Annotated in this window: 18 protein-coding genes; 11 read left to right on the forward strand and 7 right to left on the reverse strand. The window is 51.0% G+C overall.

Annotated features, from left to right (window positions below; translation table 11 throughout):
* Positions 1–28: 28 nt before the first annotated feature.
* Positions 29–301 carry an ACT domain-containing protein gene (locus ACIHKT_RS02965; RefSeq protein ID WP_174193326.1) on the reverse strand — a complete coding sequence of 91 codons (273 nt, stop codon included), beginning with the start codon at positions 299–301 and terminating at the stop codon, positions 29–31.
* A gap of 318 nt (positions 302–619) precedes the next feature.
* Here ACIHKT_RS02965 and ACIHKT_RS02970 point away from each other — a divergent pair, with 318 nt between their 5' ends.
* From ACIHKT_RS02970 to ispE, 4 genes are all read left to right on the forward strand, one after another.
* A complete protein-coding gene (locus tag ACIHKT_RS02970) occupies positions 620–1,435 on the forward strand; it encodes a histidinol-phosphatase HisJ family protein (RefSeq protein ID WP_086035412.1) in 816 nt (271 codons plus the stop codon).
* Between the two features lie 137 nt (positions 1,436–1,572).
* On the forward strand, positions 1,573–2,058 hold the full coding sequence (locus ACIHKT_RS02975) for an Lrp/AsnC family transcriptional regulator (protein ID WP_086035413.1): 486 nt from the start codon (positions 1,573–1,575) through the stop codon (positions 2,056–2,058).
* Positions 2,012–3,235 (forward strand): pyridoxal phosphate-dependent aminotransferase, encoded by a 1,224-nt coding sequence (locus ACIHKT_RS02980; RefSeq protein ID WP_086035414.1) that lies wholly within the window; start codon positions 2,012–2,014, stop codon positions 3,233–3,235. The genes ACIHKT_RS02975 and ACIHKT_RS02980 overlap by 47 nt, the downstream gene beginning before the upstream one ends.
* 12 nt (positions 3,236–3,247) lie before the next feature.
* Positions 3,248–4,135 carry a 4-(cytidine 5'-diphospho)-2-C-methyl-D-erythritol kinase gene (ispE, locus tag ACIHKT_RS02985; RefSeq protein ID WP_086035415.1) on the forward strand — a complete coding sequence of 296 codons (888 nt, stop codon included), beginning with the start codon at positions 3,248–3,250 and terminating at the stop codon, positions 4,133–4,135.
* An 88-nt stretch (positions 4,136–4,223) separates the two neighbouring features.
* Here ispE and ACIHKT_RS02990 read toward each other — a convergent pair whose 3' ends face one another.
* The 4 genes from ACIHKT_RS02990 to ACIHKT_RS03005 all read right to left on the reverse strand — a co-directional run bounded on the left by ACIHKT_RS02990 (position 4,224) and on the right by ACIHKT_RS03005 (position 9,392).
* On the reverse strand, positions 4,224–5,306 hold the full coding sequence (locus ACIHKT_RS02990) for an endospore germination permease (protein WP_086035416.1): 1,083 nt from the start codon (positions 5,304–5,306) through the stop codon (positions 4,224–4,226).
* A 12-nt stretch (positions 5,307–5,318) separates the two neighbouring features.
* Positions 5,319–6,467 (reverse strand): Ger(x)C family spore germination protein, encoded by a 1,149-nt coding sequence (locus tag ACIHKT_RS02995; RefSeq protein ID WP_174403145.1) that lies wholly within the window; start codon positions 6,465–6,467, stop codon positions 5,319–5,321.
* Between the two features lie 14 nt (positions 6,468–6,481).
* The gene (locus ACIHKT_RS03000) at positions 6,482–8,077 is read right to left on the reverse strand and encodes a spore germination protein (RefSeq protein WP_174403146.1); all 1,596 of its coding nucleotides are present in this window, start codon (positions 8,075–8,077) and stop codon (positions 6,482–6,484) included.
* Positions 8,078–8,234: 157 nt separating this feature from the next.
* The gene (locus tag ACIHKT_RS03005; protein WP_174193322.1) at positions 8,235–9,392 is read right to left on the reverse strand and encodes an FtsW/RodA/SpoVE family cell cycle protein; all 1,158 of its coding nucleotides are present in this window, start codon (positions 9,390–9,392) and stop codon (positions 8,235–8,237) included.
* A 211-nt stretch (positions 9,393–9,603) separates the two neighbouring features.
* On the opposite strand from ACIHKT_RS03005, the gene ACIHKT_RS03010 reads away from it, so the two are divergent.
* The 5 genes from ACIHKT_RS03010 to upp all read left to right on the forward strand — a co-directional run bounded on the left by ACIHKT_RS03010 (position 9,604) and on the right by upp (position 13,711).
* Complete coding sequence (locus ACIHKT_RS03010; protein ID WP_086035420.1) at positions 9,604–11,271, forward strand: formate--tetrahydrofolate ligase; 1,668 nt, start codon at positions 9,604–9,606, stop codon at positions 11,269–11,271.
* A gap of 1 nt (position 11,272) precedes the next feature.
* Positions 11,273–11,740: a tRNA (adenosine(37)-N6)-threonylcarbamoyltransferase complex ATPase subunit type 1 TsaE gene (gene tsaE, locus ACIHKT_RS03015; protein WP_236849661.1), complete on the forward strand. Its 468-nt coding sequence runs from the start codon at positions 11,273–11,275 to the stop codon at positions 11,738–11,740.
* A gap of 10 nt (positions 11,741–11,750) precedes the next feature.
* Positions 11,751–12,464 (forward strand): tRNA (adenosine(37)-N6)-threonylcarbamoyltransferase complex dimerization subunit type 1 TsaB, encoded by a 714-nt coding sequence (tsaB, locus tag ACIHKT_RS03020; RefSeq protein WP_086035421.1) that lies wholly within the window; start codon positions 11,751–11,753, stop codon positions 12,462–12,464.
* 138 nt (positions 12,465–12,602) lie between these two features.
* Complete coding sequence (rpiB, locus tag ACIHKT_RS03025) at positions 12,603–13,046, forward strand: ribose 5-phosphate isomerase B (protein WP_086035422.1); 444 nt, start codon at positions 12,603–12,605, stop codon at positions 13,044–13,046.
* Positions 13,047–13,072: 26 nt separating this feature from the next.
* Positions 13,073–13,711 (forward strand): uracil phosphoribosyltransferase, encoded by a 639-nt coding sequence (upp, locus tag ACIHKT_RS03030; RefSeq protein WP_086035423.1) that lies wholly within the window; start codon positions 13,073–13,075, stop codon positions 13,709–13,711.
* A 73-nt stretch (positions 13,712–13,784) separates the two neighbouring features.
* Here upp and ACIHKT_RS03035 read toward each other — a convergent pair whose 3' ends face one another.
* Both ACIHKT_RS03035 and pglX read right to left on the reverse strand, forming a co-directional pair.
* Entirely contained in the window at positions 13,785–16,277 is a 2,493-nt protein-coding gene (locus ACIHKT_RS03035) for a homocysteine S-methyltransferase family protein (protein ID WP_174403147.1), read from the reverse strand.
* A 28-nt stretch (positions 16,278–16,305) separates the two neighbouring features.
* Positions 16,306–19,518 (reverse strand): BREX-1 system adenine-specific DNA-methyltransferase PglX, encoded by a 3,213-nt coding sequence (gene pglX / locus ACIHKT_RS03040; RefSeq protein ID WP_404352882.1) that lies wholly within the window; start codon positions 19,516–19,518, stop codon positions 16,306–16,308.
* A 92-nt stretch (positions 19,519–19,610) separates the two neighbouring features.
* Here pglX and ACIHKT_RS03045 point away from each other — a divergent pair, with 92 nt between their 5' ends.
* Both ACIHKT_RS03045 and ACIHKT_RS03050 read left to right on the forward strand, forming a co-directional pair.
* Positions 19,611–20,486, forward strand: coding sequence for a methylenetetrahydrofolate reductase (locus ACIHKT_RS03045; RefSeq protein ID WP_174193315.1), 876 nt, complete (start codon positions 19,611–19,613; stop codon positions 20,484–20,486).
* Complete coding sequence (locus ACIHKT_RS03050; RefSeq protein ID WP_086035483.1) at positions 20,461–21,129, forward strand: vitamin B12 dependent-methionine synthase activation domain-containing protein; 669 nt, start codon at positions 20,461–20,463, stop codon at positions 21,127–21,129. Before ACIHKT_RS03045 ends, ACIHKT_RS03050 begins: the two co-directional genes overlap by 26 nt.
* The last annotated feature ends 6 nt before the right edge of the window (positions 21,130–21,135 follow it).

A 21,135-nucleotide genomic window follows, 5' to 3' on the forward strand; every position in this document is an offset into this window, starting at 1 on the left:
ACCGCCTCACTACTGTATTTGCAGGTATTCAAATCTTGTGCATGGCATCGAAAATATCTTCATGCATAACGTGAATGGTCAGGTTCTCTTTCTTGCCCATTGCACTGAAAGAGTCAATCAGCTGGCTGAAAGGAACTTTCAGGTCAGTAATGTCTACCAGCATAATCATAGCAAACAGGTCCTGCAGAACGGACTGGGTGACCTCCAGCACATTCACACTGTTTTCCGCACAGATGGCTGAAACCTTTGCGAGAATTCCCACCATGTCCTTGCCCAGTACAGTTATAACGGCACGCCGCATAGATTTTTCCCTCCACTTTCTCTTTCTGCGCTTTTTTGTACGCAGAAGCCGGTATAGATTGCGTTTTGTGATTGAAATGACTGAAAGAAACAATAAAAATGCATAAGTTTATTATGAACGTGAATCGGTAAATTGTCAATGTCCTGTCAAAGTGTTCAAAATATTCGGTGGCATCTATGGCAAAAAAGGAACCTTGAAGGTAGGATTTTCTTTTTGGTTATGCTACAATAAAAAGAGTTGTTTTTGTACAGAAAGGTTTCTGTTATGGGGCGGAGGCCGTTCTGCGTTTATGTTATACCAGAGAGGAGCATTTGGTTTATGCGGTATCGCTATACATCGGATTCCCACTGCCATACGGACTGCAGCTTTGACGGCCACGACTCGGCTATGATGCTGTGCGACAGTGCTGCACGGCAGGGCCTCTTTTCTTTGACAATAGCAGACCACTGCGAGTGTAATGAGTACTGGACCAAAGAATACGACCGAGTAGCGCTGCAGTCTTATTTCGAGGCGCGCCGGGCACAGGCTGCCTTCCGCGGCAGATTGCATGTACGTGCGGGCATAGAGCTGGGGCAGCCGCTGCAGGACGTAAAGGCTGCACAGCATGTGTTGAGCCAGTGCAATTATGATTTCATTTTGGCCAGCATTCACAACGTCACGGGACAGCCGGATTTTTATGATTTGGATTATTCCACCTGTGACATTTATGCCCTTCTGCACCGTTATTTTGCGGAAATGCTGGAAACAGTGAAGTGGGGACAGTTCGATTCACTGGCACATATGACTTATCCATGGCGCTATACCGGCGGCGAGCATAATGCCATGCACATCGATTATGCACCCTTTCGGGAGGAAATCGATGCCGTGCTGCGGGAACTGATTGTCCGCGGAAAAAGTTTGGAGGTCAACACCAGCGGCCTGCGCCAGCGTATTGGGCGCACCCTGCCGGACAGCCCGATTCTGAAGCGCTACCAAGAGCTTGGCGGTAAGCGGGTAACACTGGGCAGCGACGCCCATCGCTGGGCCGACGTGGCCAGCGGCATTGAAGATGGCCTGCGTATGCTGGAAAATCTAGGATTTACACATTTTGCCCTTTATACAGGTCGGCAGGCGGAGATGTACCCGATTTCCTGAATAAAAAAGCGGCGAAAAGCAAAAAATGCAGCTGCTTATGAGGAACCGGTGTGCTATAATGGAGCAAATAAAAGAGAAACTGCATTTTTCTGTTTCAGACTGGAATAGAAAAACAACCTGAGGAGTGAATGAAATCAATGGATAGACTGCTGACTTTGCTGAATGAGAATGCTCGCCTGACAACCCACCAGCTGGCGGTTATGCTGGACAAAACCGAAGAAGAAGTGAGCAACGCCATCACCCAGTACGAAAAGAGCGGCGTTATCCGCGGCTACAAAGCTGTTATCAACTGGGAAAAGGTGGATGGGAACAACGCCATTGCCATTATAGAACTGCGGGTTTCTCCCAAACGGGAGCGTGGTTTTGATGAAATTGCCGGCAAAATTATGAGCCTGCCGGAAGTGGACAGTGTTTACCTTGTTTCCGGCGGCTATGACCTCGGTGTCATTATGCACGGCGGCAGTATGCAGGAGATTGCCATGTTTGTCATGCGCCGGCTTTCCACGCTGGACAGTGTCCTTTCTACTACCACGCACTTCGTCCTGACACGCTATAAGGCGGACGGTATTGTCATGAATGCCGCCGAGGAAAAGGACGAGAGGAGGGACCTGTTCTGTGATTGACTACACAGAACGCCTGAACTCAAATATTCAGGCACTGAAGCCTTCCGGCATCCGTAAATTCTTTGATATTGCGAGCGAGATGGAAGACGTCATATCCCTTTCTATCGGCGAGCCGGATTTTGTTACGCCGTGGCATATTCGGCAGACGGGCATTCGCTCTTTGGAGGACGGTAAAACATTCTACAGTCCAAACCGCGGTTTTATGGAACTGCGGGAGGAAATCTGCCGGTGGTTTCAGCGGCACTACCATATTGCCTATGAACCAAAAACCGAATGCTTGGTCACTGTTGGGGGAAGCGAAGCAATCGACAACTGTATTCGTGCACTGATTCAGCCCGGAGACGAGGTGTTGATTCCGCAGCCCAGTTTTGTCTGCTATCAGCCTTTAACGGAAATGGCAGGCGGTGTGCCGGTTATTCTGGAAACGAAAGCGGAAAACGGTTTTCGTCTGACACCTAAGGAATTGAAGGCAGCCATTACGCCCCGCACTAAACTGCTGATTCTGCCTTACCCCAACAATCCGACCGGTGCTGTTATGCGCCGGGAAAACCTGAATGCCCTTGCCGACGTGCTGCGCGGGACGGATATTCTTGTCATGTCCGATGAAATTTACAGTGAGCTGACATACGGGGATACCCGCCACGTCACTTTTTCAGATATTCCGGATATGCGTGAGCGCACAATTGTTGTCAACGGCTTTTCCAAGGCATTTGCAATGACCGGATGGCGCCTGGGCTATGCACTCGGGCCGGCACCTATTATTCAGCAGATGACAAAGCTGCACCAGTATGCTATTATGAGCGCGCCGACCATGAGCCAGCTGGCGGCGGTCGAAGCTATGCGCAACGGGGACAATGACTGCGTTTATATGCGGGAACAGTACGATATGCGCCGCCGTTTGATTGTAGATGGGTTCAACAAGCTGGGTCTGTCCTGCTTCGAGCCGGAAGGGGCTTTTTATGTATTTCCATGTATTCGTTCGTCCGGCCTTTCCAGTGAGGATTTTTGTGAAAAATTGATTCATGAAGAACATGTGGCCGTTGTGCCGGGCAATGCGTTTGGGGACTGTGGCGAGGGCTTTGTTCGTGTGTCCTATTCCTATAGTATTAAACATATTACAGAGGCCCTGTCCCGCATCAGGCATTTTATGCAGAGCCATCACGCGAATACATTGTAAGGAGGATGCTTCATGCTGCAGGAACCGGCTTTTGCCAAGCTGAATCTTTCGCTGGATATTACCGGCCGGCGCGTGGACGGGTATCATCTTCTTTCCATGGTCAATGTCAGTATTTCCCTGCATGACACGCTTTCTTTTTCCCGCGGCGGAGAGGGACTGCAGGTCCTTTGCAAACCGGATTCCGCTTTGTCCGCCGTACCCGGTGCCCCTAATGTGCCGGAAGGAAAAGACAACCTGGTCTTTCGTGCGGCGGAGGTGTTTTTTCAGCTAAGCGGCATACAGGACCAAGATGTGTGCATTGCAGTTCAAAAACGGATTCCCAGTCAGGCGGGGCTTGGCGGCGGCAGTGCAGATGCAGCGGCGGCGCTGCGCGGTTTGTGCCGTCTGTATGGTTGTGCGATTCCGGCGCCGCGGCTGTGCCGTGCGGCAGAGTCCATTGGTGCAGACGTACCGTTTTGTGTACAGGGAGGTACGGCACGTGTGGAAGGCATTGGGGAACAGCTGACGGAGCTGCCGGCCCTGCCGCCCTGCTGGTTTGTGGTCTGTAAACCTGCTGCCGGTATCAGCACAGCTATGGCATACCGCCGTGCCGATGAAGATGGCCTGCCCCCGCAGCGTGGAACACCAAGAGTGGAAGCGGCTCTGCGCCGCGGCAGCCTGGCAGCAGTGGGGCAATCTTTGTGCAATGCCTTTCAGACACTGATTCCATTGCCGGAAACAGCGGATATTCGTGCGCGGCTGTTGCGGGCCGGTGCGCTGGGTGCCTGTATGACGGGTTCCGGCTCTGCCGTTTTCGGTTTGTTCTGTACAAAACCGACGGCACAGAAGGCGCTTGAAGAGGTGCAGCAGAAGTATCCCTGCGCATTCCTATGCATACCGCAGGATAAGCTGCAGTTTTAATTAAAACCCATCAGAAAGCTTATCTGCCGAGCCTTTGGCCCGGCAGATTTTTTATGCTATTTTCTAAGCAGGGCGCCGCCTGATTCCATCAGGACCTGCTTCGGCAGGTCCATTTTATGCGCAAAAGGGATATGCAAGGCAGAAAAAATTCAAATATTGACAGAATAAATGGTTCGGTTTTCTGTGCAAAAACAATATGCCGTGGAATGGATGGGAAAATCTGGGATGCAATCAGCGCCATCAGCACGCTGACAATCACGGCCATTATCTTCGGATGAGATTTTTGATTTGTTAGCTGGGAAAAACCAGACAGCAGAACAGATTCAAGAAGTGCGATTTTGAAAAATTCAAGGGTTATCAGAATAACCGCATAAACAACGTCCATTCCCTGAAAAACTTCTGAAAATCCGGACAGGCGAAGTGTCTCATAAGCTGGAACAACAAACGACTTTGCCATATTTCCCCATACAGCAGTATCTCTGATAATTACTGCAATCATAAACAAGCTTCCAGTCCAAAGCCCTTTGGTCAGTATTTTGGAAATCTCATTAGGTTTGCAGACATTGGGAGCAACCATCTGTAAAACGGCACTGCTAAGCGGAATAAAGGAAGTAATCCAAGCACTTTGCAGGATGCTTTTCGGCGCAGTTGTTAAAACTGGAAGTAAGTTGTGCCAGTTCACTTTGCTGCTGACTAATATTGTTGTTACAATGAAAGCAATAAAAGTTATCCATGAGAAAGCGGCACTGTACCGAACAATAACCCTTAAACCTTTCATGACTGCCCAGCCGCAAACAATCATAAAGGAAACAAGGATTACAACAGTGGGTGTTTCAGGCAGAATGCTCAGGCCTACAAAGTCACCTATATCGTGTAAATTAACAGATGACAGGAACAGAAAATAAAGCAGATAAAAAAGCGAAAGGATTTTTCCAACTTTGCGACCATAAAGAATAGAATTGATCTCAACCAAAGTTTTACCGGGAAAATGTTGCATAATGGCTATATTTATTCGCAGAGACAGGAAGGCAATTCCGCTTCCTAAAAGGAGTGCAAACCAAGTATCTCTGCCGGAAATGCCGAATGAGAAATTCATAACAATCGAAAATGATTGTATATAGCATATTATGGTATAAAATAGTTGTGAACTGCTGATTTTCGTCTTTTTCATAGCCGCCCCTGATTAGCCGTAAGTTTTAGAAATTTCACCAGAATCTTTCACCTTGACCTCAACGCTCACTTCAGGAATGCTGTTCCGGTATAAAGTGTCCCATTTATCTTTGATATTGTCCCAATCCTGCGGATATTTTTCCTCTACCAACTTTCCAACTCCATAAATATCTGTTCCGTACAGCTGCGTTTCATGAAAACAGTCTGAAATCTTTTTCTGAATGAGGTGACTGACATCCTGTTCCAGTTGTTTGGACAACTCGTCATAACTGATGCCATCCTGATTTTTAATTTCGCGAATGCCAAGTTTGACACTGATGGGAAAATGAACGGTTAAATGATGATTCGCCTGCAGCACAGGTTTTATAGCCGCCCGGCTGCCTAGTATTTCAAGGCAGACAGGCTGAGAATGGGATTGAATATTTACAACACCGTTTTTCATTTTATTCATTGCCCACAAATATCCCCGTGTTTTTTCTTCATCCAATGTGCCAACCAATTTATCCTTTTTGAATACGGCAGTACCGGAAACAACAAATCTTGGTTTGCCATTGCTTTTGGAAAGATGAATCATGGATGCAACAGGACAGGTGGTTTCGCTGGCGAGAGCTAAGGAGAAGTCCATCAAATCAGTACTGACGGATTCAGCATTTGCCTGCTGCATTTCTAAAAGCTGTTTAATGCCCACTGCAGGCATATCATAGTCTTCTGTCTGTGTGCTTAAAATTTCTTCTGCGGTAGAATCGGAAACCAGAATGTTGACATCCATCCTAGCTTCGGAGTCACGCAGAAAAAAATCCAGCTGATTTTTAACACCTTTTTGTGCATCTTCCTTTCCAAAAACAATGCACTGGTTATGTCCTATAAACAGTCTGCGATTGCTTTCGTGTGTAATATCCCGAACCATGTCAAAAATTCCGTTCCCAGTTTTTTGATATAAAATTATCTGTGACTCGGCACTTTTCTTTTTGTTATCTGACTTAGAAGTGCTGGCGCTTCCAGCCTGAACGGTCAGTTTGGTTTGTCCGTTTTCTGCATTGTCAAGTCCGGTGCCGATAATCTGAACCATGTCCGTAAGTTCTTTACTGCCCCAGCAGCCGGTACAAGAGCAAAGAATTAGCACAGCTGCAAGAAATACGCCAATATATTTTTTTCGTTTCATTTTATCTCCTGCCGTTATGATTTATGATGAAAAAAAGGTGGCTTGGATCCCTTTTGACGCGTCCGGTCTTTACGCGCAAACTCTGGTGGACGTTCAGTCATTGACCAGAGCGGTGCCCGAACGAACAAATCTTCCATATCATGCGAGTGTGCCGGTGCTATGCCGGCAAAATAGGGGACACCAAAAGATTCCAGTGATGCCAAATCAATCAGCATTCCCAATGTACCGAGCATAATTCCGTAGCCACCTAAGGCTGCACTCAAAAGAAGAAATATTAGCCGCAGCAAAGTAATGGAGTCCTGATTTTCCGGAGTAACGAATTCGGCCATTGCAGATATGGCAACGGTGACAACGACCGGAGCCCCTACCAAACCAGCCGAAATTGAGGCATCTCCCATAACCAGTGCACCAACAATGCTTACCGCTTGTCCGACAGGCCGAGGCAATCGAAGTCCTGCTTCACGGAGTACTTCAAATGCAAGCAGCAAAATAAGGCTTTCTACTACTGCAGGGAAAGGTGTGCCCTCTCTTGCAGCGGCAATGGTAAAAAGAAGTTTGGTAGGAATCATTTCTTGGTGGAATATGGTCGCTGCCACATAAAATGCCGGAGCAAAGACAGCAATCAAAAAAGATAAGAAACGCATCAGCCGGATGGCGCTGGCGTAAAGAGTTCGGCTGTAATAATCCTCTGCGGTTTGAAAACTTTCTGTAAACAGCATGGGAGCGGTTAGAACAAATGGTGTACCATCTACAATGATTGCGGCACGTCCCTCTAAAATTTTTCCCGCAATTACATCGGGCTTTTCGCTTTTTCCGATTGTTGGGAATAGACTGAATGGTGCATCCTCGATATATTGCTCGATATAGCCAGATTCGAGTATGGCATCTACTTTCAGTGTGTTCAGTCTGCGCTTTATTTCTTCTATTAGTTTTTCGTCGGCAACTCCTTTTAGATAAGCCACGCAGACCATCGTGTGTGTCTTTTCGCCTATTGTAAAGCTGTCCATTCGCAGCGCGGGACTGCGAATTTTTCTGCGAAGAAGAGAAGTATTAGTTCTGAAATTTTCTGTAAAGCCTTCTCTGGGACCTCTTGCTACAGATTCTGTCTGCGGTTCCGTTACACTGCGTTTATCCCAACCTTTGCTGCTTACGACCAGACCCTGACAGGTTCCATCTAGCAGCAGAACTGTATCGCCGCGCAGACAGCTGGTAACTAAGTCTTCCACATAGGAATTTGCCGTTACATCGCCGGAACAAAGAACGCGCCTTTGTATCTGATTCATCAAATCATGGGCATTGTTTGTGGGAGTCTCCTGTAATGATTCATCATAGAGCAGAAGAGGTTTCATGATGCTTTCAGTGATGATTTCATTGCTGACCAGACCGTCAATGAAAATCAAAGCAGCATTTACAACACGTTTGTTTCCAAATGTAAATTCGCGAACCTTAATATCATCGCTTTTTCCCAGAAGCTCCTTAAACCATTTTATATTTGTGCTTAATGACAGACTGAGCTTCTTTTTTTCCTTCTTCACAGGTTTTTCGTCAGTGTTATTTGAATTTTTGATAAGCTGCCAGTATCTGATTTTTTTCAAAATTGCTTGTATCATGATTTTGTCTACACCTTTATTTTTAAAGCGATTTTTATTATTGTTTCAACTTTAAGGTCAAAAATACAGTGCTGACATTTATTAAGTGTAAATAAAAAATGTCCCCGGTAAAAAACCGGGGACAAAACATTAAAATTTCACTCGAGAAGCACAGCAGTCAATCCAGAAAAAGCCGCTGCCCAATATTATTCCGTTTGCGGTGGACCGCTACGCTTTCCACAAGGCCAAAGCCAAAATACAGGCACATGACAGAGGAACCGCCGGAACTAAAGAACGGCAGGGTTACGCCCATGACCGGCAGCAGATTAAGACACATGCCAATGTTAAACAGTGTCTGCGAAAAGATTATGGCGAAAAAGCCGACACAAATGCTACTGCCCAGCAGGTCTTCTGCGCGGCGCGCGTTGCGCAGGCATACAAGCATTAAGGCAATCAGCAGGACCAAAATGCCGACGCAGCCGACAAAGCCCAGTTCTTCACCAGCAACGGAGAAAATAAAGTCACTCCACTGCAGCGGTACGGAACTGGAATTGACACGTGGAGAAACGAAAAGCCCGCGGCCGGTCAGCTGTCCGCTGGAAATGCTCAGCTTGCCGGCAAGCTGCTGAAAGCCGTACCCTTGCGGGTCCGCTTCCGGGTGCTGGAAAGTTAGCAGCCGCGTCTTTTGATAATCTTCCAGCCCAAATTTCCACACAATTGGAATCATAACTGCCAGAACGCCCGCCAGCGCGGCGAAATAACGCAGCTGTACACCGGCGGCAAAGGCCATAAATAGGAACATAAAGGCAAAGATAACGGCAGCACCATCATCTTTCTGCAGGTGCGTCAAGACAATGGGGATCATTGCGTGGGCCGCCAACAGCAACACCTGCAGCGGCTGGTCCAGTTCTTCCCGGCGCCGCAGCTCGTCCAGATGCTTGCCGAAGGTGATGAGGAAACCGATTTTTACAAGCTCACTGGACTGGAACGTCATGCCGCCCGGCAGTTTCAGCCACGCCTTGGCGGCAACACCAGCCGTGCCCTCTATGGTAACACCCTTTACCAAAGTCAGCAAAATCAAGAAAATGCAGAAGCCACCTACCATGTACCAATAGTTTCCAATGGTGTGGTAGTCAACAAGGGAAAGAAGCACAGCACCAATATACCCCACAATTATAGCCATAAGCTGCACGGAAAGCCAGCTGCGGCCGCCGTCGGTTCGGGGGACGGTTTTCAGCAGAAGCAGGTTGTAGGTGGAGATTAAAAGCATGACTACCCACAGAAATTTGTCAGTGCGCCGAAAGTAATCGGCCGCACGGGCACCAAAGTGATTCATTACACACGTCCTTTCACCGCAGTGTGTGCGGCAGATTTCCTGTGCTATTATAGCACAAAACAGACCCGTACACTAGCCTGCGGCAGCCGCCGCTGCAGTTTGTTTTTCGGCTGTTCCAGCGGGAAAATGTCGCAAAAGCACAGAATCTGTACTTCCACCAGGGCCGCAGTTGTGTTATACTTAAAAACAAGAATGTGCTAGGAGGAATCGCATCGTGACGGATATCGAAATTGCACAGCAGGCAAAACTGCAGCCAATCACTGCAGTTGCCTCAAAACTTGGAATTCGGGAAGAAGAGCTGGAGCCTTACGGCCGATATAAGGCCAAACTGGACCAGTCGCTGTTTGACCGCCTGCAGGACCGGCCAAATGGAAAGCTGGTATTGGTGACAGCAATCAACCCGACTCCTGCCGGAGAGGGAAAAACCACTACCAGCATCGGTCTCGGCGAAGCAATGGGCAGAATCGGGAAGAAAGCGGTCATCGCTCTGCGTGAACCGAGCCTTGGTCCGGTGTTCGGCATTAAGGGCGGCGCGGCTGGCGGCGGCTATGCACAGGTTGTCCCTATGGAGGACATCAACCTACACTTTACCGGTGATATGCACGCCATTACAGCGGCAAACAATCTGCTCTGCGCCATGCTGGACAACCACATTCATCAGGGAAATGCTCTGCATATTGACACTCGCCGCATCCTGATTACCCGCTGCATGGACATGAACGACCGCGCCCTGCGCAGTGTTGTTGTTGGGCTGGGCGGAAAGCCGAACGGATTTGTCCGTGAGGATGGATTCTGCATTACCGTTGCCAGCGAAGTGATGGCTATTTTCTGCCTTGCTTCGGATATGCATGACCTTAAAGAGCGTTTGGGCCGTATCTTGGTGGCTTATTCTGTAGAGGGCAAACCGATTTATGCCAGCGACCTGCACGCACAGGGCGCCATGGCAGCTTTGCTGAAAGACGCTATTAACCCGAATCTAGTACAGACGCTGGAGAATACACCAGCTATTATGCACGGCGGACCGTTTGCCAATATTGCCCATGGCTGCAACAGTGTGCGTGCAACACAGATTGCGCTGAAGCTCGGCGACTACTGCATTACGGAGGCCGGATTCGGCAGTGACCTTGGTGCGGAAAAGTTCTTGGATATTAAGTGCCGTTTAACCGGACTGCATCCTTCGGCAATCGTGCTGGTGGCAACGGACCGTGCGCTAAAATATAACGGCGGCGTATCTAAGACCGACACGGCGGCACCAAATATGGAAGCGCTGAAGAAAGGCATTGTCAATCTGGGCGCACATATCGACAATATGAATCAGTACGGCGTGCCGGTCGTTGTCGCTATCAACCGCTTTAACAATGACCCGGAGGAAGAACTGCAGTATATCGGGAAATACTGTCATGAGCGCGGCGCTGATTTTGCGCTGTCAGAAGTTTTCGCCAAAGGCGGAGAAGGCGGCATAGCAGTGGCCGAAAAAGTAGTCAAGGCATGCGAACAGCCGAATCATTTCCATTTTCTCTATGAGGGTGACAGCCCGCTGGAAGATAAGATTTCCCGTATTGCCTCGGAAATTTACGGAGCCAAAGATGTGGTATATACCAAAAAGGCAAAGAAAGCGCTGAAAGAAATTAAGACACTCGGCGGGGACAAGCTGCCGGTCTGCATAGCCAAAACGCAGTACAGCCTTTCGGATGACCCATCGCTGCTGGGCCGGCCGCATGACTTTACACTGCATATCCGTGACCTGAAGCTTTCCAACGGCGCAGGTTTTGTGGTTGCTTATGCCGGCAATATCATGGTGATGCCGGGCCTGCCGAAGTCGCCTGCGGCAGAGCGTATCGACGTAACCGACGACGGCCGCATTATCGGGCTGTTTTAATATGAAAATGGAAAACAATCATACAGCTGTCCTGCAGACACACTCGGCCGCTGAAACGGAAACTTTGGGCAAAAAAATGGCGAAGGCCTTTTCCGGCGGCGAAGTACTGGCACTGTTTGGGCCGATGGGTATGGGAAAAACGGCTTTCACCCGCGGCATTGCGGCGGGATTGGGTACAGGGGGCGTTTCCAGCCCAACCTTTGCGCTGGTGCATGTCTATGACGGTGGCCGTCTGCCGCTTTATCACTTTGATATGTATCGGGTAGAGGGCTGGGATGACCTTTCCTCCACTGGATATTTTGATTATCTGGAGGACGGCGGCGTTATGGTCATTGAGTGGAGTGAAAATATCGAGGAAGCTCTGCCGCCGGAAGCCATACACATTACTTTTGCGCGCGGCAGCGGTGACGATGACCGCACCATTACCATGACTGGTCTGTCCGCTGCAGTTGTAGATTCTTTAAAGTAAGGACGATAGCATGAATATATTAGCAATAGACTGCTCGGCAGGGGCGGCTTCCGCCTGCGTTTGGCAGGATGGAAAAGTACTGGGTGAATGCTACACGAATGTAAAGCTGACACACAGCCAGACGCTGATGCCCATGATATGTGGTGTTTTGGAATACGCAAAAATACCGCTTGAGCAGGTTGACCTGTTTGCGGTTACGGCCGGACCTGGCTCCTTTACCGGTGTGCGTATCGGTGTTGCCAGCATCAAAGGAATGGCGTTTGCGGCAAACAAACCGTGCGCGGGTGTTTCCTCACTGGAGGCCATGGCGGAAAATCTGCGTGTATTGGACTGCACCGCCTGCTGTGTCATGGATGCCCGCTGCGCGCAGGTATACAATGCTGTTTTTTCCATTCGTAATGGAGAAATAAAGCGTCTGACACCGGACCGTGCTCTTTCCATTGAAGCACTTGCGAAAGAGTGTGCTTCTTATCCACAGCCGGTTGTGCTGGTAGGGGACGGCGCACAGCTTTGCGCACAATCGGCAGCTTTTGCACAGGCCGGTGTACATCTTGCGCCGGAGCCGATTCGCTTTCAGCGTGCCAGCGGTGCAGCCGAATGTGCCGCGCGTGCGGCCAAAGAGGGAAAGCTGGTTTCTGCCCGTGAGCTGATGCCGATTTACCTGCGTCCACCGCAGGCACAGCGTTCCTTAAAAAAGCGCCGCGCGGCAGAAAAACAATCATGACCGTGGATGCTGTCATTTCGGACATGAATGTGTTTCCCTTGGTCCGTCTTGCTTATAAAGCAGGCTGCATACAAAACATCTATTGAAAATGTGGTTTGCTTTAAAAATGATAATAACAATCAAACGGAGGAATCGAAAATGTTAGCAATCGGTTGCGACCACGGCGGTTTTCAGCTGAAAAAAGAAATTGAAGCATATTTGGAAAGCCGCAAAATCGAATACCGTGATTTTGGAACAGACAGTGAGGAAAGTGTTGACTACCCGCTGTTTGCGGCAAAGGTTGCACACAGTGTTGCCGACGGTACCTGTGACCGGGCAATCCTTTGCTGTGGGACAGGCATTGGCATGTCGATTGCGGCAAATAAAGTTCATGGAATAAGGGCGGCTGTTGTAACAGAGCCTTATGGCACTGAATTTACACGCCGTCACAACAATTGCAACTGCCTGTGCCTTGGCGGCCGCGTGTTAACAACAGAAAAGGCACTGGAGCTGGTGCGCATTTATCTGGATACGCCGTTTGAAGGCGGCCGCCACCAGCGCCGTATCGACGAAATTGCAAAAATTGAAAATGGAGAACTGTAAACATATCGGGAGGAGTATCATCTTTTATGCAGTACCCTGAAAATGTATTTGTTATGGACCACCCGCTGATTCAGCATAAACTGACCTACCTGCGGGATAAAAACACCGGCAGTAAGGATTTTCGTCAGCTGGTCAGTGAAATTGCCATGCTGGAGTGCTACGAGGCAACCCGTGACCTGCCGCTGGAAGAAACAGCCACGGAAACACCGGTCGCTACGGCAACAACGAAAGTGATTGCCGGCCGCAAGCTGGCTTTCGTGCCCATTCTGCGCGCGGGACTCGGCATGGTGGAAGGCGTGCTGTCCATGGTGCCGGCCGCCAAGGTTGGCCATATCGGCCTGTATCGAGACCCCAAAACACTGCAGCCGGTCGAATATTACAGCAAGTTGCCGCACGATATTGAGGAGCGGGAGGTCATTGTACTGGACCCCATGCTGGCAACCGGTGGTTCCGGCAAGGACGCTGTTTCCATCATTAAAAAGAGCCATCCGAAGAGCATTAAGTTTATGTGCATCATTGCCGCGCCGGAAGGCATTAAAGCCTTTACGGAGGCACACCCGGATGTACAGTTGTACTGTGCAGCGGTCGATGACCACCTGAACGAAAATGGATACATTGTGCCCGGCTTGGGTGATGCGGGCGACCGTATTTTTGGCACGCTTTAATCTTTACAGCAAACAAAAGAACACCTGCTTCTCGTTTCCAGATTGGAAATAGAAGCAGGTGTTCTTTTATATGTTAGTCAAAAATAGTTGCCGCGTAGCGGACCGCACCCATGGCGTCTTTGCTGTAGTTGTCCGCGTGAATTTTGTCGGCGTATTCCTGCGTCAGCACGGCACCGCCGACCATTACTTTGCACCACGGGCACTCTTTTTGCAGCCGTGTAATTGTCTTTTCCATGTTTACAACGGTGGTTGTCATCAGGGCGGAAAGGCCGCACAGCGGCGCATGGTGCTTTTTCACCGCATCTACAACTACCTGTGGGTCCACGTCACGTCCCAAATCAATGACTTCATAGCCGTAGTTTTCCAACAGCACCTTGACGATGTTTTTCCCAATGTCATGAATGTCACCCAGAACGGTGGCAAGCACGATAGTTCCCTTTTTGGCGTCACCCTTTCCCTGTGCCTGCAGAGAAGAACGAATGACGTCAAAGGCGGCGGTGGCGGCGTCCGCACTCATCAAAAGCTGTGGCAAAAACAGTTTTCCGCTTTCATAGCCGCTGCCCACTTCGTCCAGTGCCGGAATCAATTCGTTTTGAATAACGTCCAGCGGAGCGGTCGTTTTCAGGGATTCCGCGGCAGCAATACGGGCGCTGTCCTGCAGCCCTTTTGCAACCGCACGGTATAGTTCACTTTTTTGGTTTGGCTGGGCGGCAGGGGATTTTTTCGGGGCAGGGGAGGGGGAGATTGCCGCGCATGACTGCAAAGGTGCGCCGCCGGCTGCAGCGGACAATGCATTGCCGGAAGCAGCGGAAACAGGAGCTGCCGGTTTGGGTGTACCGGCTTTCGGCAGGTCTTTGTAGTATGCGATATACTGTACACAATTTTTATCATAGCACATCAGGGCGTTGAAACTGCGCCACGCGTCCATAACTGCCGCACTTTTCGGGTTAATAATGGCGGCGGACAGACCGGCCTGCATGGCCATGGTGAAAAAGGCGGCGGTTACCCGTTCACGGTGCGGCAGGCCAAAGGAAATGTTGGAAACACCCAGACTGGTGTGCAGGCCCATCTGCTGTGCCATCCGCAGCGCTTTCAGCGTGACCTGGGCGGCACCCTGCACCGCGGAAATGGTCATAGCCAGCGTGTCCACAATGATGTCCTTTTTCGGAATACCGTATTTTTCCGCTTCCCGCACAATCTTTTTGGCGATTGCCAACCGGCCTTCGGCGGTATCGGGAATGCCGCCTTCGTCCAGTGTCAGCGCAATGACCGTGCAGCCGTATTTTTTAACCAATGGGAAAACAGCGTCCATCACTTCCTGCTTGCCGTTTACCGAGTTCAGCAGCGGTTTACCGTTGTAAATGCGCAGGGCCTGTTCCATAGCCAGCGGGTCGCTGGTGTCTATCTGCAGCGGCAGGTCCGTCACGCTCTGCAGGGACTGGACCGCTTTGGTAAGCAGCCGGGGTTCGTCGATGTCCGGCAGGCCGACGTTTACATCGAGAATATCGGCACCAGCGTCCTGCTGGGCAATGCCCTCACGCAGGATATAGTCAATATCCTCTTCGTGCAGCGCTTTTTGCAGGCGCTTTTTTCCGGTTGGGTTAATGCGTTCCCCAATCAGCTGAGCCCTGCCGCCGAACGTGACGGTATGACTGTAAGAGGAAACGATGGTGCGGTTGTGTACGGGCAGAGGCTTGGGAGCTTTTTCTTGCATTTGCCGCACCAGTGCCCGAATGTGTTTCGGTGTTGTGCCGCAGCAGCCGCCCAAGACCCAGGCACCGCCTTCCCAAAGGCTTTCTGCGTCCTGTGCAAATTCTTCCGGACCAACGCAGAATACAGTTTTTCCGTTTTCCACCTGCGGCAGTCCGGCATTTGGCTGAATGAGAATCGGCAGGTCCGTGTATTCCCTCAGTGTCGGCAGAAAGTCAATCATCTGTTTTGGTCCCAGCCCGCAGTTAAAGCCGATTGCATCCGCGTGCAGGCTTTCCAGCAGGACCACAGCCGCGGGAATGTCACCGCCGGTCAGCAGCTTACCTTTTTCATCAAAGGTCATGGTCGCGAAGACAGGCAGGTTTGTGCTTTCCTTGCAGGCAAGAAGGGCGGCTTTCATTTCCAGCGTATCGCTCATGGTTTCAATAAGAATCAGGTCGGCACCGGCTTTTTCACCGGCCTTTGCCGCTTCGGTGAAAGCATGGTAGGCATCGTAAAAAGAGAGGTCCCCCATGGGTTCCAGCAGCCGTCCAGTCGGGCCGATGTCCAGTGCGGTCCATTTTCCAAGCGGTGTAGCCACCTGTTTTGCAAGGCGGATTCCTTGTGCGATAATCTCTGGGACAGAATATGTTTTGTCCTCCAGCTTTATCCCATTTGCACCGAATGTGTTGGCGGTTAGAATGTCAGCGCCCGCCTGTGCGTATGCGGTGTGAATCTGTGTCAGAACTTCCGGGTGGGAAAAGTTCCACAGTTCCGTTGTTTCGCCCGCTGTCAGGCCGGCCTGCTGCAGCATTGTGCCCATTGCGCCGTCACAGATGAGCATTCTTTTTCCCAGCTGACTGTGTACAGATACCATTTGCGGCCCCTCCTCTTATTGGATTCTTTTATATTTTTCGCAGTATAGATTGCAGTTTTGCAAAGTTGGCAGGAATGCCGTCATTTCGGTCAAAGTGCGGCGGCTTTGCAGCAAGTGTCTGCAGTGCCGCTTCTTCCGGGGCGAGTTCGGCGAGAAAAGTGAGTGCCTGCTGCAAATCGCTGAAATAGTAGAGCAGGGCAGGTTTTCCGCATGAAGTCTGCCAGTAAACAGGCCGCTTTTTGTATTGTTGGCAGTGGCTGCGAAAGAAAGTGCGGGTAAAGCGCCGCTTGAATACATAAGCAGTGCTGCCTTTTCCAAGGAAAGGTGCCAGTTCGTCCGCCGCGCCGGTGCCAAAGCGTGCTTCCAGAAAATCGGCAAAGAGCTGCGGTGCTTCCTCCAGCAGCAGGACCGGTTTTCGTTCTTTTGGCTGCCAGAAACGGCAGAACCAGCGGCCAAAGTAAACGCCGACAAAGTAGGAAAGCAAACTTTCCGCGTCCCGTTCTCGGCTGACGGGCGCAATGGACAAATCCCGTTCCGGTACGGTGGTAGGTGCGCCGGTTCCGTACAGGGTAGCAAAGTGCCGGTTGATGGTTTCCTCATTCTGTCGCAGCCGGTTCCAGCGTATGTTTGCTTCCTGTTCACGATTTGCCTGAGCTTCCGCCAGTGTATTACCTTCAGCAGTCAGCAGCGGCGGCATAGTAAAGTCCCAGCTTAATTCGCTGTCGTTCCAGTCAGCTTTGGAAAGTTCAATATTTTCCTGTACCAAATGGTCAATTTCCGTGTGGTCGTCTGCTTCCAGAACGGGCAGGCGGGAAATGTCGCCGACCTGGCAGTTCAGGGTTGGGTTCAGAATCTGCAAAAGCTGAAAAGCGGTGGAACTGCCCAGGAAGCCCAGCCGGTACAGCCGGTCCTTTGGTTCCGGGAACAAAGAAGAACCGGCAATATCAAAGACAAATCCGGGCGGATAGGCACGGACACCGAACCGGCTGGAACTAACAAAGCTCCAGCTTAGGCTCTCATGAAAATAGTATTGCCGTCCCGGCATGGCGGCACTCTGGCCGCTTGCTGTGCGGTAGCGCTGAATTTCCGCACCAAAGTCGGAAAAATCCACAACCCATTCCTGATTGCCGTACCATTTTCGGTAGGCGCCGCCTTTGTTGTAGGGGAACCAGCGGCAGGCGCTGCTGCGGCAGTCCTGCGCACTGGTACAGTAAAAGTCAATCGCAGTTCGGTCCACTTCCCACCATTTTCGCAGGAAGCGCCGGTTGCTGCAGGTGAAGAGTCCGTTGCAGACCGGCGTCATGCGGCCAAGAGGAGTGCCCTGCCGAAAGACACGAGCAATGCTGCCGCTGGCCCAGTAAGCAAAGGGACTGCCCGGTATCTGGCGGAAGTCGGACAGGCGTGCCTCAAAGTCCCAGCTATTTCCGGGATGTGCGGCTGCCTCCTGAACATATCGGCCCATTTCATCCATGCCGCCGGAAAAGCCGGTCAGCCTTAGATAACGTCCGGGGTCTTCCTCTTTTTTATTTTGCAGGACAAAGGTACACAGCGGCACAGTTGCTTCCTCGAAAGCGGAATATGCCAGCTGCACCAGTGACGAAACGGATTTTTCCTTTACTAGGAAGCGGCGCAGATTGACATAGCTTTTAATAAACATCCATACAAATGGGGTCATAAAACCGCAGTAGCTGCCGGGCTTGCAAAAGCCGAAACAGCGTACCATGAATACCGCGAACAGGTCATTGTTGCAGTGCGGCCAGTGCTTGTCAACAAAGCGGCGCAGCGGGCGGTCCATGTGGCTTAGGTAGGGGGGGTTGGTTACCACGGCGTCATACTGTCCGGCAAGCACTTCCGTTTGTTTTACCAGCGGCAGCAGTGTTTCCAGTGCCAGCCGGCGGCCTTCCATTTGAAACAAGTTTCCGGTCTGCTGTGTCTGTTGAATCTCTTGAAATCGTTTTTTCAAAGCGGGCAGTTCTACCCGGGGTGCGGAAATCAGCGAACCGTATTGTTCCGCGCCGTGATACGCGTAAAGAATGCGCTGCAGGTCATCTTGCAGTGCTTCGTCGTGCTTTGAGGCAAAGTGCACCGCCCGGCGGGGTACATTTTTGCTGCTGTGAATGGTACACAGATGCAGAAGAGGATGCTGATTGAAAATATCTTTGTCACAGGCATATGCCCGCATCATCAATGCAAAAGCGGCCAGCTGCCTGCTGTGTTCGTCAATATCCAGTCCCCACAGATTCTTTTCCAGAATCAGCGGCGCAGCCTTTTGTGCAGGGATGCCGCATTCCGCGTATATATTTAACAATAGGTCAAAGGCATAAACCAAAATATGTCCGCTGTCCATGCAGGGGTCCAGCAGGTGCAGGTCCTCGGGATTCATAGGACTGCGTGTGGCTTTCTGGGGCGTATCCAAAAAATAGGGCATTTTTGTGCGCAGACGGCTGTCCGGGTGACCCTCCAGCCACACACGGCCAAGCGTATTCTGCACCATGTATTTTACAACCCAGTCGGTCGTGAAAAATTGCGTTGCGGCTGGTACGTCACGCATTTTCACGGCACCACGGTAAACATCAATAGCGGCATTCTTTTCCTGCAGGTGATAATATTGATACAGCCAGCCGATGATTTCAATTTGGTCTTTCCACGCGTCTTCCGGAAGGCTGTCCCGGAAAAGCGCCGCTGCGCCGTGCCGATAGCTTAAGGAAAGGAGCAGGTCTGTACAATCGGGCTTCGGGAAAAAATCGGGAACCAGCTGATGCAGGCGGGCACATTCCCGCCGGAAAAGCCGGGTGTATATCTCATCCCGGTCCAGTGTATCCGCATGGGTGGAAAGCCAGCTTTCCAGTATCTGCGGAAGTTCGTTTCCGGCGGCGGGGGAAAGAACACGCTGCGGCAGACAGCCGTTTACTTCCATATAGCGGATACCCGCCAGCTCCATAAAATAGCGGCAGGCAGCCTTCCGGCAGACGGTATCTTCACCGCGGCGGGATACCAGATGCAGCAGTTGGTCCTGCCGCAGGCCGGTACCGCCCGGCAGGCGTGGTCCCCGCAGTGCCTGTAGGCACAGATGTGCTTTTTTTTCAAGGTCCGTGCGTGCTGCCTGTGCCAGCGCACATATCGCTGCCTTATCCAATATTGGTTCCCCCTGTTTTGCGAATTCCTGTCTATTATAATAGAAAAGACAGGATTTGTCACGTTTGGCGCGAGGAAACTTCTGCGCTTTGCAGTAAAAAAGAATAGCACGTTTTTAGAATGTATGATATACTAAACGACATAGTTAAGGTTCACAACGCTTTACTGCAGACAAGAGAGGAAAATGAGGGACGGCAGATGAAAATTAAGAATTTACTGAAACCGGGGCAGGTTACTGTCAGCTGTGAGATTTTTCCGCCCAAACAAGGCACCGGACTGCCGCATGCGCGGGAGGTCGTTCACGCCATTGCGGCCCTGCAGCCCGCCTTTGTCAGTGTGACTTACGGGGCAGGCGGCACCAACTGTGCAAATTCCATTGAACTTGCGGCGGAAGTGGAAAAATGCGGGGTGCCGGCCCTTGCACATTTGACCTGCGTCTCCGCGGAAAAGCAGGAAGTTCTTGCGGTTGCACGCCGTTTTGCGGCAAACGGCATTGAGAACATTCTGGCACTGCGGGGAGATTTGCCCAAGGACGATTCCTTTCCGCGGGACGGGCAATACCGCCATGCCTGTGAACTGATTACAGACCTGAAGGAAATGGGAAACTTCTGCATTGGCGGTGCGTGCTATCCGGAAGGCCATGTGGAAAGCGCCAATAAGGCGGAAGATTTGCAGTATCTGAAGGAAAAAGCCGATGCCGGCTGTGACTTCTTTACCAGCCAGATGTTTTTTGACAATGACCTTTTTTATAATTTTCTTTACCGTGCGCTTGCGGTGGGAATTCATGTGCCTATCCTTGCGGGCATTATGCCGCTGACCAGCGCCAAGCAGATGCGCCGCTGCGTGGAACTTTCCGGCACTTATCTGCCGCGCCGCTTTTTAAGTTTGGTTGACCGTTTCGGCAGTGACCCGGCCACCATGAAACAGGCCGGCATTGCCTACGCGACCGAACAGATTATTGATTTGATTGCCAACGGCGTGGAACACATTCATATTTACACCATGAATAAGCCGGATGTGGCGGCTAAGATTCTCAGCAACCTGTCCCATGTCATTTCCAGTCATGCAGACTGACCGGCGGGAAATCTACCGCTACCTCGGCTGCGGCAGAGCGGACCCCGGCCCCACCATTCGGCAGCAGGTGGAGCGGGCGCTGGAATTGCTGCAAAAAACATGCACGCCACACTGGATATGGGCTTCTTATCCGGTTACTGTGCGGGGAAACCACACATTTGCGGCGAGGCTTAACCTTGTCAGCCAAAATCTGGCAGAACATCTGCAGGGGTGTACACAGGTGTGCCTGTTTGCGGCAACACTGGGGCCTGCACCGGACCGTCTGATGCAGCGTGCAGCGGCTTCAGCGGTGACACCGGCAGCGGTGCTGCAGGCTGCCGCCGCTGCTATGACGGAAACTTTTTGTGATGAATGCTGTGAAAAATTAGCGTCGCATTTTGCAAAGGAATCTCTGTTCCTGCGTCCGCGGTACAGCCCCGGGTACGGGGATTTGGACCTTTCCTGTCAGGACCGGCTGCTGCAGATTTTAGATGCACAAAAACGCATTGGCCTTTCCTGCACGCGGAGCCTTTTATTGGTGCCGACAAAAAGTGTAACGGCTATCGTTGGCGTTTCCCCGCAGCCGGTGAAGACGGGCGGAAAAGCCTGCGATGGGAAATGCGCGGCTTGTTCCAGAACAGACTGTGCCTATCGGCTTATTTAAATGGAA

The organism is Caproicibacterium sp. XB2, from assembly GCF_044880635.1.
In the GTDB taxonomy this organism is placed as follows: Bacteria; Bacillota; Clostridia; order Oscillospirales; family Acutalibacteraceae; genus Caproicibacterium; species Caproicibacterium lactatifermentans.

Bases quoted from the DNA above. Each gene is read 5' to 3' on its own strand.
- tsaB (WP_086035421.1), top strand. From the start codon at position 11,751: ATGAATATATTAGCAATAGACTGCTCGGCAGGGGCGGCTTCCGCCTGC.
- tsaE (WP_236849661.1), top strand. From the start codon at position 11,273: ATGAAAATGGAAAACAATCATACAGCTGTCCTGCAGACACACTCGGCC.
- ACIHKT_RS02980 (WP_086035414.1), top strand. From the start codon at position 2,012: ATGCCGCCGAGGAAAAGGACGAGAGGAGGGACCTGTTCTGTGATTGAC.
- ACIHKT_RS03035 (WP_174403147.1), bottom strand. From the start codon at position 16,277: ATGGTATCTGTACACAGTCAGCTGGGAAAAAGAATGCTCATCTGTGAC.
- ACIHKT_RS03050 (WP_086035483.1), top strand. From the start codon at position 20,461: ATGTCATTTCCAGTCATGCAGACTGACCGGCGGGAAATCTACCGCTAC.
- ACIHKT_RS02990 (WP_086035416.1), bottom strand. From the start codon at position 5,306: ATGAAAAAGACGAAAATCAGCAGTTCACAACTATTTTATACCATAATA.
- ACIHKT_RS02970 (WP_086035412.1), top strand. From the start codon at position 620: ATGCGGTATCGCTATACATCGGATTCCCACTGCCATACGGACTGCAGC.
- ACIHKT_RS03045 (WP_174193315.1), top strand. From the start codon at position 19,611: ATGAAAATTAAGAATTTACTGAAACCGGGGCAGGTTACTGTCAGCTGT.
- ACIHKT_RS02975 (WP_086035413.1), top strand. From the start codon at position 1,573: ATGGATAGACTGCTGACTTTGCTGAATGAGAATGCTCGCCTGACAACC.
- ACIHKT_RS03000 (WP_174403146.1), bottom strand. From the start codon at position 8,077: ATGATACAAGCAATTTTGAAAAAAATCAGATACTGGCAGCTTATCAAA.
- upp (WP_086035423.1), top strand. From the start codon at position 13,073: ATGCAGTACCCTGAAAATGTATTTGTTATGGACCACCCGCTGATTCAG.
- rpiB (WP_086035422.1), top strand. From the start codon at position 12,603: ATGTTAGCAATCGGTTGCGACCACGGCGGTTTTCAGCTGAAAAAAGAA.
- ispE (WP_086035415.1), top strand. From the start codon at position 3,248: ATGCTGCAGGAACCGGCTTTTGCCAAGCTGAATCTTTCGCTGGATATT.
- ACIHKT_RS02965 (WP_174193326.1), bottom strand. From the start codon at position 301: ATGCGGCGTGCCGTTATAACTGTACTGGGCAAGGACATGGTGGGAATT.
- ACIHKT_RS02995 (WP_174403145.1), bottom strand. From the start codon at position 6,467: ATGAAACGAAAAAAATATATTGGCGTATTTCTTGCAGCTGTGCTAATT.
- ACIHKT_RS03005 (WP_174193322.1), bottom strand. From the start codon at position 9,392: ATGAATCACTTTGGTGCCCGTGCGGCCGATTACTTTCGGCGCACTGAC.